Consider the following 12,308-nt stretch of genomic DNA (forward strand, 5'->3'; position numbering starts at 1 on the left):
AACACATCACTCCTGAAGCAAGGACCATTTTAATTTTGAAAGTAAAACAACCCACACTGATTTCCAGGAGGAGCATAACCTATTATTGCTGAATAACATCATGACTAGTGTTGGGGGCAAAAGGATGAACAAAGAACCATTTCCTACTAACCAGAGACCAACTATCGCGGTTACTGGGAGTGCCGGGAAAACGACAACGAAATCGATGATTGCTTCGATTTTAAGACAACGATGGACGATATACGAATCTAGAGATGTGAATAATGCATTTATCAATACCGAAAGAAGCGCAAGAAGGCTTAGAGATACACATCAAGCAGTGGTGGTTGAATTTGGTATCGTTTACTTCGGGCACATCATCAAGCATTGCGGTTTTATTAAGCCTAATATCGGCGTAATTACGAATATCGGCACCGCTCATATAGGCAACTTTGGCGGAGACGTAACGAAATTGGCAGCAGCGAAATCAGAACTGATTCAACATATGGATCAATCCGGTGTTTTCTTATTCAATGCAGACGACGAAAATTCTAAGCACTTGCTTATCGATTCCTTTCCTGGAACCATAATAAAAGTCGGAATCAATAAACAGGCTGACTATCGTGCTGAAGAAGTGGAATATATCGAAGGCGGAATGAATTTTCGCGTAAAACTAAATGAAACCTATTTTCCATTTCACATTCCGATTTATGGTGTCCACAATATCTATAACGCTTTATTCGCTATTGCTATTGGTGACTTGCTGGGCTTTACGCCAGATGAAATTTCTCGAGGTTTGGAGCAGTACAACAAGCCTGTCATGCGGATGGCCACCAGTACACTTTCCAATAATATCACCGTAATTGACGATACCTTCAGTGCGAATGTAGATGCCATGAAAGCGGCAATTGACGTTCTGACTAACGTAGGTAAGGATAGAACAAAAATAGCTATCCTGGGAGACATGAAGGGACTAGGTGTCATCTCCCAAGAAGCACATATGGAAGTAGGCGCATATTTAGCCAAGAAAAAAGTAGATTACCTTTATACGACCGGCGAGCTTGCCAAAATGATTTCTCAGTCTGCACTGGTACAAGGGATGCCACCAGAATGCGTCATTCATTTTGAACAAAAAGAAAGCCTATTTCAAGCCCTTACTAATCTATCCCCAAGTACTGCTATTTTGGTGAAAGGTGCCCGCAAATCCAGGATGGAAGATGTAGTTAAATATTTAATAGCCAATTATGGCGAAGTATAATATATTCGCTCACTCAATCATGGAAATGCATTAACGAAGAAAGGCCTTCCAGCAGTTTGTTGAACTGTTGAAAGGCCTTTTCCTTCACCATAATTAGCGATTTACCACTCTCTGTATATGGATAGCCAAATATAATTTTTCATTATTCGTGAGACTATAGTCAAATTGATTTTGGATGTAGTCATTAATCTTTTCTGTACATTCCATTGCCTCTTTATGCTTCTGCTTAAAGGACTCATATAGGAATGGATCATCATCTTCAATATAGTTCTTGCTATACAGTCTCTGTGCAAAAAATTTCAAATGCGTCACAAAACGAAAATAATTCAATGATTCCTCATCAAAACTGATCTTATAATGATATTTCACAATGTTTAAGATGTCTTGCATTACTCTCGTAATATTAGCGACATTCGGCATTTCCTCATTTAATCCTGAGTTAACGATATGCATCGCAATAAAACCAGCTTCATCCTCCGGTAGGAGAACACCTACTTTTTCTTTAACTATTCTTAGTGCCTCCATACCAATTGAATACTCGTCCTTATAAAACCTTCTGATTTCCCATAATAACGCATTTTTTATGTCGTAGCCTTTTCGGTGTCTATCTACAGCAAAGTGAATATGATCCGTTAAAGAGACATAAATGCTGTCGTTCAGAGTTCTCCCTAACCTGCCTTTAGCGAGTTGGATAATCTCCTCCGTTACTTCCATGTATTCCATCGGCACTTCATATAAAAGAGTTTTGAATCTCTCAGATATATCATTATTTTTTAATACAAAGGTCTTTTCAATCTTTTCTTCATCCACAAGATCTCCAGGCTTTTTTTGAAAAGCCAGACCTCTCCCCATAACTACTAACTCATCGTTTTTTTCATTAAACGCGCTGATGACGTTATTATTGTAAACTTTGGCTATTTTCATATGACCACCTATAAATATGAAATATGGTTTTATAACTCGAACAGTGATCGGAAAAAATCTAGAGATTCAAAAGTAGGAAAGCTGTATAAGCTTTCCTACATTATAGTATATACTATAGTTTTTCTCCATTTGTTGCAATGACATCCTTATACCATTCGAAGCTCTTCTTTTTCGAACGCTTGAATGTCCCATTTCCCTCATCATCTCTGTCCACATAAATTAGCCATAGCGCTTTTTCATTTCACCTGTTGAAGCACTGACTAGATCCATCGGTCCCCAGCTGGTATAGCCGATCATTTCTACTCCGACTTCAATCACTTCAGACATTTCTGCATGCTTTCACAGGTACTCTATGATTTATTATTTTGTGTCTAGTTTAAATAATGAATCTCCTGCTTTTACATGCTTTTGTTTCATCAACTCTAAGCCAAATTCCTTGTGATTTGTAACAACAACAGGTGTTGTTAACGGCTTGCCTGCTTTTTTAATTTGCTCGATATCGAACTCAATTAGTAATTGGCCTTTTTTCACATATTCACCTTGAGCAATATGTGCCTTGAAGTACTTTCCTTCCAATTGAACAGTGTCCATTCCAATATGAATTAAAATGTCTGCACCTGAATCCGTTGTAATGCCAATCGCATGATTCGTTGGAAATAATGCTGATACTGTTCCTGAAACAGGAGCGAGTAATTTCCCTTCGCTAGGCTCGATCGCTACACCATGTCCAAGCGCACCGGATGAAAATGCAGCATCTTCAATTTCTGATAATGCCTTTACTTCTCCATTTAATGGACTTACTACTTCTTCAAGCTGAGCTTTTGTTGCTGCTACTTCCTTAGAGGCTGTTGTTGCATCAGTTGTTGACTTTAAAGATTTCTCTTGTTTAATTCCACCAAACAAATAAGTTAAAACAAATGCAACTGCAAAACCGGCAACCAATGCAATAATTGATCCGTAGAAAGACATATCAAGAGCTGAACCTGGTTTAATAAAAGCTGGGAAAACGAAGATACCCATTCCTCCGAACATCCATAACTTTCCTGCTGTAGCACCGATGATACCGCCACCAACCGCACCTCCGATACAGCTCATGATGAATGGCTTTTTAAGTGGTAAGGTAACACCATAAATCGCTGGTTCGGTTACACCAAAAATACCTGAAATGAACGCTGAAACGCTTAGTGATTTTAATGCTTTGTCTCTAGTTTTCAATATAATGGCTAAAACTGCACCGATTTGGGCAAAACATACCATTACGGTAGTTGCTAAAACTGGGTCGTTACCCATGGTAGCCAAATTGTTAAATGCGATTGGAACAAGTCCCCAATGAAGACCAAAGATAACAAATACTTGCCAGAACCCACCTAGAACCAAACCAGCCACAACAGGGCTTAACTCATAAATCCATACCGTTGCTGCCCCTAACAAACTACCCGCCCATGTTGAGATCGGCCCGATAGCAAGGAATGTTAATGGCACCATAATTACAATTGTTAAGAATGGAACCACGAATGCTTTTACAACAGCTGGAATAATTTTCTTAAAGCCTTTTTCTACTTTAGATGCTACAAAGCTTGCAAGAATGATTGGAATAACGCTTGACGCATAACTCATCATAATAACTGGAATTCCTAAGAATGTAATGTGGATTGGCGATTCAAAGAGTGTACCTTTGAAAAGCACCTGTGAAACTTCTCCTGTTGTTAATGTTGCTAATGTAGGGTGTACCAATGCTGCGGCGATTGCCATCCCGATAAACGGTGAACCGCCAAATTTCTTCATCGCTGTATACCCTAAGAAGATTGGTAAGAAGTTAAATAAACCATCACCAGCGAGATTCAATAGTTGGTAAGTTCCTGAAGTTGCTTCTACCCAGCCTAACGCCAAGATTAAAGCAGCAAATCCTTTAATCATACCTGTTGCAGCCAAAACACCAAGGATTGGATGGAACACGCCTGAAATCATGTCAATAAATTTTGCACCCATACTAAGTTTTTCATCACTGCTTGAATCTGTATTTTCGCTTATAGCACCAAGATTTCCTACTGTTAAAACAGCTGCATAAACATCAGGAACATGGTTACCAATAACAACCTGATATTGTCCTCCGCTTTTCATGACGGTCACAACACCATCCATATTTTTCAACACTTCTGTATTTGCTTTCTTTTCATCTTTTAACTTAAAGCGAAGGCGTGTAACACAGTGAACAACACTGGAAACGTTTTCTTTTCCACCGACATTTGCAAGAATATCTTTTGCTAATTGCTCATATTTCATTTTTTGACACTTCCTTCTTTATTTGATTTATATATTTTTCAAATAAAAAACCTGACCCGATTAGAAACAACACACACGTAATTTTTGAACGTGATGTTTCTAATCGGATCAGGTTATGCCCACTTAAGGTAACATTCCTGCAAAGGAATTTTATTAAGTTTTATTTGATACGTGTAATTTAACATGGGTATTTGGTAAGTGTCAACGCTTTCTTTTTAAAAAATTTTGTAGATTGATAGATAACCGTAAACTATCTTATATATATAAAAATACATAAAAATAACGTTTACAAAAATCCTTGCTTCCCTAAAAAAATCATGTTATAGTAAACGCAATTAAACAAACAACCTTTTAGGATTGTTACTGGTTATGCAGGCAAAACCTAAATCACGTAATCTATGAGACCTTTATGTCTTCATTTGCGTGGTTTAGGTTTTTTTATTTGCCCAAGTAGAAAGCGTAACCAAAAAAATGGAGGGATACTATATGAATCAATCAACATACCAATTTCCAGAAGGATTTTTATGGGGCGGCGCAACAGCTGCTAATCAATTAGAAGGTGCCTATCTTGAAGGCGGTAAAGGAATGAACCTTGCTGATGTTATGCCTGGTGGAAAAGTAAGATTAAAGGTTATTGGAGAACCTGGTTTTGATTTTAAGATCGATAGTGAGAAATATGTTTATCCAAACCACGATGGTATTGATTTTTATCACCGCTATAAAGAAGATATCGCTCTTTTTGCTGAAATGGGTTTTAAAACATATCGAATGAGTATTGCGTGGAGCCGAATATTCCCTAAAGGTAACGAGTTAGAAGCAAATGAAGAAGGTTTAGCATTCTATGATCGTGTATTTGATGAATTAGCAAAATATAATATTGAACCGGTTGTTACGATTTCTCACTATGAAATTCCACTGCATTTAATCACAGAATATGGCGGCTGGCGTAACCGTGAAGTGATCGGTTTCTTTGAGCGCTATGCAACAACATTGTTCAATCGCTATAAAAACAAAGTAAAATACTGGTTAACGTTTAACGAAATTAATGGGGCAACACACATGCCTCTTCTGGGACTTGGTTTCTCACCAGAGACAGAAGAAACAAAGTTACAAGATAGCTTCCAAGGACTGCATCACCAATTTGTAGCAAGTGCCCTTGCTGTAAAAGCAGGACATGAAATCATTCCAGGAAGTCAGATCGGCTGTATGCTTATTTATGCACCGACATACTCCTATGATTGCAACCCTGAAAACGTGATGCACGCATTACAAGAGGAGCGTCTATTTAACAATTATTGTGGTGATGTACAGATTAGAGGAGCTTATCCAGCGTTTGCCAATCGTTTCTTTAAAGAAAACGACATTAACCTTGAGATCAAAGAGGGTGACTTAGAAATCATCAAGGAAGGTACAGTTGATTTCATTTCATTCAGTTACTATATGTCACGCACAGATAAAAAGAGTAAAACACCAGAGGAAATTGGACAAGGTAACCTAATTGGCGGCGTGAAAAACCCATTCTTAAGCGCTAGTGATTGGGGCTGGGAAATTGACCCAACCGGACTCCGGATTGCTCTTAACCAATTATATGACCGTTATCAAAAGCCACTATTCATCGTAGAAAATGGGCTCGGCGCATATGATAAGGTGGAAGAGGATGGCTCCATCAATGATGATTATCGTATTGATTATCTAAGAAGCCATATCGATGCAATGGGTGAAGCCATTGAAGATGGAGTAGATTTAATGGGATACACTCCTTGGGGCTGTATCGACCTAGTTAGTGCATCAACAGGCGAAATGTCAAAGCGTTATGGCTTTATCTATGTAGATAAACATGATGATGGAAGTGGTACGCTTGACCGCAGTAAGAAGAAATCATTCTTCTGGTACAAAAACGTGATTGCTACAAATGGGCAAGAACTATAAGAATCAAATTCGTGTGTTTTCTTATTAAAAGACACAGGAAGAGACGTATGAATTCGCATACGTCTCTTTCTCTATTTATTAAGGTTCCACGAAATTTTATTATCTTGGATCATGTTAGATTTAGCCACCCGAGCTGAGATAAACGGAAAATTTCCGCTTAATTAGAAATTTTTTTAAAAAAGGCTTAATTAGACGGAGAAATTCCGCCTATTGGCTTGAAAAAGTGGAAAATGAGAGATTTTGCTTTGCATAGACGGAAATCCTCCGCTTATTTTCCCCGAAACGAGCTTCATTTTGTTTTTAACCGGAAAACGTCCGCCTATTTTTAACTTTTACTTGTTACTAGATTAATGACAAAACATCCAATAAAGAAATTTGATCTCTGTTTTTTTAAGTTAATACTAAATTATAACTTTATCCCATGACGTTCAAATGCAGCTGCTTCAAGTACCGACATACCTTGCGCCTCTGCAGCCTTCGCCACTTTTTCCGAAACTTGCGGTGCAAGATTGACAGGAGCAGAGTAGGACATTTCTCTTGCGCGCGCAGAGTTTCTGCGTTGGAACGGTCCCCAGATTGCAAAGGTTTTGCCTGGACTTTGAATATTAACAAAAAGTGTGTTTCCATCAGGGGAGAAGGTTGGTCCTGCCAATTCAGATCCACTTAGAACGTTGGCAGCAAAAGGATAGACTTTGCCTTCTGGGGTAATTCCCATAAGTCGGTCTTGACCTGAACCATCTTCTGCATACCAAAGGTCGCCCCATGGAGTACAGCAGATATTATCTGGATATTCCATTTCTCGTGCATCATTTCCCTCATAGAAAAGTTCTAATGTATTAGTGTGGGGAATATAACGGTAAACGCGTCCAAGCTTTTTGTCACCAGCAGAGGTGTCATCGAACCAGAAAACACCCTCTTGGAAGAACGCTCCCTCAAGTCTAGAGAACTTAATACAATTCTGTGCAGCAGCTTCCTCACGGCACAAATGAGGGTCTACTTTCTTCCAAACAATTTTAAATGTTTGTCCTGTTTTAAATGTGCTAGCTGCTGGATCAGTTACTGCTTCTATCGCAGCTGCAAACAGCGTACCACCTTCCTGTAACGCGCCAGGCTTTTGGCTCAGGTTATTTGGGATAAAACGGTACAGGTAACTTGGGCTAGCGTCCTCAGTTAAGTATACGTATCCTGTCGCTGGATCAATTGCACAAGCTTCGTGTGCAAAACGGCCCATCTCCTTGATTGGTGTTTTGGACATTTCGTCTTCCGGCTGCTGTGGATCTACTTCGAATACATATCCATGTGTCTCAGAACGTGTTTCTTCACAAGTTAACCATGTACCCCAAGGTGTCGCCCCGCCAGCACAATTACGAATGGTACCTGAAGAGGTTACATATTCTTTTACCACTTCTCGATTAGCCCCTACAACTAGAGCCGTTGTACCACCTTGAGCAGCTGCATCAAAAGGATTGCTTCCAAATGCTGCGCCTGCCCCCAATTCATGGTTACGAACTAAAATAGTAGTATTGTTTGGTCCTTCGAATGCTGCCATTCCATCAAAGGCACCCGGGATTTTTGCCCCGTTTGACATTGAACCGCCTTCTGTAGAGATAATTTTGTAATGAAAACCTTCTGGAAGGTCGAGAATTCCATTAGGATCCGGTACCAGAGGACCATAACCTCCAAAACCGCTGGTTGGATTATTCGCCTTATCTGCAAATGCTTTTGATCCAAGTGCCAATACCCCTGTTGAACCAATTGTAAGGGCAAGTGTACCCATTCCTCCCGCTTTTAAAAAGTCTCTTCTGTTCAGGCCATTTTTAGAAGTTTCATTATTCACAGACTATCTCTCCTCAACTATTAATTATGAATCTAGTAATAGATTAAATGAATAGTTTTAAGAGAAATCAGGATTTACGTAAATATTCAGTAAATTAATGATAAGGAATTGTAAATCGTTCTTAGTTTCATTTCAATTACAAAAAAATGCCTAACCCTATTGACTTTAGGGTCAGGCAGTATAAACTGAAATCTTCTATAAAAGCCTTTCAAACGACTCCACTTCTGAAGAAAAAATCTCGATTAGATTTTTTGCCTCATTACCCAATAAATTGGAAGCCTTATTTAATAGGTCTTCGAATTTGAGCGGGTTACCTGGTGAACCCATCGGAGCGTCCACCCTTGATACAAACCTTTGCCCATCCATTAGGGATACTTCTGCTATACAATATCTCCCCTTTGGATAACTAACCTCTTTTTTTGGGATGTTTCCATCATAATTTCGCTTTATCTTTCGCATAATATTGTGAACTTCTCCCGAAATCGTGCCCACTGTAAAGTTTTCAATCGATAAATCTTGATCCAACAACAGCAGCGTCGTGCAATATTCAGCACTAAAACGACCTTGTTCTCCATTTTCTGGGCTAGTATGAACCAATGCCGCATCCCCATTAGGAGGAAAGAATAGTTCGACAGAGGCCACTTCACCAGCTGTAAATCTATGTTTCATCTTAATTTCCTTCACTGCATCTATCACATGCGCATTAGCCGAGCAGCATGGATATAATTTAAACCACAATCCAGGGGTGTCAATCGCCCACGATTCCCCCCACTTTTCAAAAAGCTGCCATGGCTCTCTCTCATTTTCTACATACATAGACAGCAATCCATTTTTGGAAAGAATGGTATTTTCACTTCCGGTGACATTATTTTTTACAAGATGTAGGATTTGCCATGCATTCTGTGCTGCCAACCCAGCATGTAAGGGTTTGATCAATGTCCCAAAATGACTTCTTGAACCGCTAATTTTAGAAACACATAAATTTAAAGCTTGAGCCATTTGGTCAGAAGAAAAATTCAAATAATGCGCGCCAGCTGCTACCGCTCCATAAACCCCTGCCGTAGCTGTCGTGTGAAAACCTTTTTCATAATGCTCTGTTCCCAATAACTTAGCGAACCGGGTCATTGTTTCTATCCCTATTAAATAAGCTTCATAGAAAGAATGGATATCGTCCTTTTTCTCTACTAAAGAGAACATTAAGCTTAAAATAACCGCAGAGGGATGACCGCGAATCTCAGAATGGACATCGTCTAAATCTAAGGCATGTGCCGAATACCCGTTAATCAGGCACGCATCAAAAGGATGTACCTTCCATTCCGTACCAATAACAGCAGCCTTATCAAGGCTGCTGTAAATTGCAGTATTCAATACATTTTGAAAGTACGGATCATATTTCACACTTGCATAACAAGAGATAAAATAGTCCAATACTCCGTTTTTTAAATTTCTTTTTGTCACGGCTCCAAGCTTTTCATAATCAGAAGTGCTGTTTATCTGGCCAACAATGAATCGAGTAAAATCAGTCATTTCCTAAAACTTTTACCGCTAAATTTGCGAAAAACTGGGAAGCAACCTTTATAGCGTCTTCTTTCAAATCATACTCAGGATGGTGCCATTCTTGTGGTCCCTCTACCCCCATCCAAACAAAAAAGCCTGGAATGTAAGTTTGATAAAAGGCAAAATCTTCTCCGCCTGCACTCGGTACTGCCTCTGCAACCTGATAACCACTTTCCACTACTGTCGCACGAATGACTTCTTCGAATTTCGAATCGTTATTAACGACTGGCAAATAATCTTCCCAGTTAAATTCGACTGAACCACCATTTCCTTCAGCAATGGACTCAGCCAATTTCTTCATTAAACCAGGAATCGCTTCACGTGCTTTCGGCTGGAACGTACGAACGGTACCTTCTAACGTAACAACATCAGGAATCACGTTCCATGTGTTGCCGCCATGAATACTCGTGATACTAACGACAGCATTATCAAATAAATCCATTCTTCTAGAAACAATCGATTGCACAGCTGTTACGTATTGACTAGCAATGACAATCGGATCAATGGAATTATGAGGTATTCCTGCGTGGCCGCCTACACCAATAAACTTTATTTCAAACTTATCGACACTTGCCATCAGACCGCCTGATTTTACACCAATGGTTCCTACAGGTAAATCAGGTTTATTGTGCATACCAAAAATGGCAGAGACGCCTTCTAATGCACCTTTTTCAACAAATTTCTTTGCCCCTTGGGCCACTTCTTCTGCAGCTTGAAAAATAAATCTGACAGTCCCATGTAACTCTTCTTTCTTGCGATTTAAAAGAATCGCTGCCCCTAAAATCGAAGTAGTATGGAAATCATGACCACATGCATGCATTTTGCCTTCAACTTTAGACTTAAATGGTACATTCGTTTTTTCATTGATTGGCAAAGCGTCAATATCCGCACGAATGGCAATAGTTGGTCCATCAAATGCCCCTTTTACCTCAGCAACCAATCCTGTTTCTAAATCAAGCGGCAGGATCGAAATCCCATGCTCTGTTAACCATTTTTTTATATGTTCAGTCGTATTGAATTCTTCAAATGCAAGTTCTGGATTCTCATGTAAATATCTTCGTTTTTCAATTAAATCACGTAATAGTTCATGAGACATGTTCATGTTTATTCATCTCTTTCCAATGTTTTTAAGAATTGTTTCGTTCTTGGATTTTTCGGGTTATGGAAAATTTCCTTTGGTTCATTTTCTTCAACAATATTACCATCTGCCATAAAAATAACCCGATTGGCTACCTCTTCGGCAAATTTCATTTCGTGAGTCACGATAATCATCGTTGTTTTCTGTTGAGCAATATTTTTTATTACTTGTAGAACTTCAGAGACCCATTCTGGATCAAGCGCTGAAGTTGGTTCGTCAAATAAAATTGCATGCGGGTTCACAGCAAGCGCTCGGGCAATCCCAACACGCTGCTGCTGCCCGCCTGATAAGGTAGCAGGATACTGATGAAACTTGTCCTCAAGACCAACCTTGATTAAAAGCTCTTTTCCTATTCTTTCGGCTTCCTGCTTATCCATTTTCTTTGCGACAATTAATGACTCTGTAACATTTTGCAAAGCCGTTTTATTTTTAAAAAGATTATAGTTTTGGAAAACCATGGCCGTTTCCTGCCTGAGCAGATGCGTTTCCTTTCTGCTCATTTTCGTTACATCCACTTTTGTATCGCCAATTTCAATAATGCCTTCATCCGGCATTTCTAATAAATTCAAGCAGCGCAGTAACGTCGATTTCCCCGAGCCAGATGGTCCAATAATCGCTAATACATCGCCACGATTAACATGTAAATCGACGCCATTTAATACGATATTTTCACCGAACCTCTTTTTCAGATTTGTAACAGTTATCATGGTAAAACTCCTTTACGATATATACGGTTTTTCCATTCGTTTTTCAAGCGTCTGCTGGATCAAGGTAAAGATGATAATTAAGAACCAATATAGTAACGCCAATGCTAAATAGGTTTCAAAAAATTTAAGAGATGATGCCGCTAAGATTTTTCCTTGTGCGAATAATTCAACTACCCCTAATGTAAACGCTAGGGATGTTTCTTTAATTAAACCAATAAAAACGTTGCTTGTTGCAGGAATCGCATTACGCGTTGCCTGCGGCAGGACAATTCGGCGAAAGGCCTGAGCTCTTGTCATTCCGACGGATAAACACGCCTCTACTTGTCCTTTATCAACAGAATTTAGGGCTGCACGGAAGATTTCAGCCAGAAAAGCTGCCTGTTTTAAGCTTAATCCCACAATTGCCGCCGTAATGGCCGTCATCGCAGTAAATGCCGGAAAAATCTGCGGTAACCCATAATAGATTAAAAACAATTGTACCAATGTTGGAATGGCACGAAAAAACGAAATATATATCGTCGCTAACTGTTTAAGGACTGGAATATTCGATCTTATAATTAAGGCTAAAATCAAACCGCCGATAATAGCAAATATCATCGATATAACAGCAAGAAACAGCGTAAGAGGTATGAATGATAAAAGCTCTGGGATAATTTCGACTAAATAGCCGAAATCTAGTTTAAATTCCATGTTATA

General features: G+C 39.2%; 9 protein-coding genes and 1 pseudogene. 2 read left to right on the forward strand and 8 right to left on the reverse strand.

Annotated features, from left to right (window positions below; all coding sequences use genetic code 11):
- Window positions 1-85 precede the first annotated feature (85 nt).
- Window positions 86-1,237 (forward strand): UDP-N-acetylmuramoyl-tripeptide--D-alanyl-D-alanine ligase, encoded by a 1,152-nt coding sequence (locus tag ACN6MT_RS02140; RefSeq protein WP_419954631.1) that lies wholly within the window; start codon window positions 86-88, stop codon window positions 1,235-1,237.
- Window positions 1,238-1,330: 93 nt separating this feature from the next.
- On the opposite strand, the gene licT is transcribed toward ACN6MT_RS02140, so the two are convergent.
- The 3 genes and pseudogenes from licT to ACN6MT_RS02155 form a co-directional block, all read right to left on the reverse strand.
- Entirely contained in the window at window positions 1,331-2,161 is an 831-nt protein-coding gene (gene licT / locus ACN6MT_RS02145) for a BglG family transcription antiterminator LicT (RefSeq protein ID WP_034675409.1), read from the reverse strand.
- Between the two features lie 112 nt (window positions 2,162-2,273).
- A pseudogene (locus tag ACN6MT_RS02150) lies at window positions 2,274-2,476 on the reverse strand (family 1 glycosylhydrolase); the annotation flags it as partial.
- Between the two features lie 45 nt (window positions 2,477-2,521).
- A complete protein-coding gene (locus ACN6MT_RS02155) occupies window positions 2,522-4,444 on the reverse strand; it encodes a beta-glucoside-specific PTS transporter subunit IIABC (protein ID WP_419954632.1) in 1,923 nt (640 codons plus the stop codon).
- A gap of 486 nt (window positions 4,445-4,930) precedes the next feature.
- Here ACN6MT_RS02155 and ACN6MT_RS02160 point away from each other — a divergent pair, with 486 nt between their 5' ends.
- Window positions 4,931-6,373 (forward strand): glycoside hydrolase family 1 protein, encoded by a 1,443-nt coding sequence (locus ACN6MT_RS02160; RefSeq protein ID WP_419954633.1) that lies wholly within the window; start codon window positions 4,931-4,933, stop codon window positions 6,371-6,373.
- Between the two features lie 406 nt (window positions 6,374-6,779).
- Here ACN6MT_RS02160 and ACN6MT_RS02165 read toward each other — a convergent pair whose 3' ends face one another.
- The 5 genes from ACN6MT_RS02165 to ACN6MT_RS02185 form a co-directional block, all read right to left on the reverse strand.
- Window positions 6,780-8,210, reverse strand: a complete 1,431-nt coding sequence (locus ACN6MT_RS02165; RefSeq protein ID WP_419954634.1) for an alkaline phosphatase PhoX — start codon at window positions 8,208-8,210, stop codon at window positions 6,780-6,782.
- Between the two features lie 195 nt (window positions 8,211-8,405).
- Window positions 8,406-9,737 carry an MmgE/PrpD family protein gene (locus tag ACN6MT_RS02170; RefSeq protein ID WP_419954635.1) on the reverse strand — a complete coding sequence of 444 codons (1,332 nt, stop codon included), beginning with the start codon at window positions 9,735-9,737 and terminating at the stop codon, window positions 8,406-8,408.
- Window positions 9,730-10,869, reverse strand: a complete 1,140-nt coding sequence (locus tag ACN6MT_RS02175) for an amidohydrolase (protein ID WP_419954636.1) — start codon at window positions 10,867-10,869, stop codon at window positions 9,730-9,732. Before ACN6MT_RS02175 ends, ACN6MT_RS02170 begins: the two co-directional genes overlap by 8 nt.
- Before the next feature lie 2 nt (window positions 10,870-10,871).
- The gene (locus tag ACN6MT_RS02180; protein ID WP_034675396.1) at window positions 10,872-11,612 is read right to left on the reverse strand and encodes an amino acid ABC transporter ATP-binding protein; all 741 of its coding nucleotides are present in this window, start codon (window positions 11,610-11,612) and stop codon (window positions 10,872-10,874) included.
- A 12-nt stretch (window positions 11,613-11,624) separates the two neighbouring features.
- The gene (locus ACN6MT_RS02185; protein ID WP_034675393.1) at window positions 11,625-12,302 is read right to left on the reverse strand and encodes an amino acid ABC transporter permease; all 678 of its coding nucleotides are present in this window, start codon (window positions 12,300-12,302) and stop codon (window positions 11,625-11,627) included.
- Between the last annotated feature and the right edge of the window lie 6 nt (window positions 12,303-12,308).

Source organism: Neobacillus niacini, assembly GCF_048572935.1.
Lineage (GTDB): Bacteria > Bacillota > Bacilli > Bacillales > Cytobacillaceae > Neobacillus > Neobacillus niacini.

Coding starts and splice junctions, on each gene's coding strand:
- licT (WP_034675409.1), bottom strand. CDS start 2,161: ATGAAAATAGCCAAAGTTTACAATAATAACGTCATCAGCGCGTTTAAT.
- ACN6MT_RS02185 (WP_034675393.1), bottom strand. CDS start 12,302: ATGGAATTTAAACTAGATTTCGGCTATTTAGTCGAAATTATCCCAGAG.
- ACN6MT_RS02170 (WP_419954635.1), bottom strand. CDS start 9,737: ATGACTGATTTTACTCGATTCATTGTTGGCCAGATAAACAGCACTTCT.
- ACN6MT_RS02160 (WP_419954633.1), top strand. CDS start 4,931: ATGAATCAATCAACATACCAATTTCCAGAAGGATTTTTATGGGGCGGC.
- ACN6MT_RS02180 (WP_034675396.1), bottom strand. CDS start 11,612: ATGATAACTGTTACAAATCTGAAAAAGAGGTTCGGTGAAAATATCGTA.
- ACN6MT_RS02175 (WP_419954636.1), bottom strand. CDS start 10,869: ATGAACATGTCTCATGAACTATTACGTGATTTAATTGAAAAACGAAGA.
- ACN6MT_RS02155 (WP_419954632.1), bottom strand. CDS start 4,444: ATGAAATATGAGCAATTAGCAAAAGATATTCTTGCAAATGTCGGTGGA.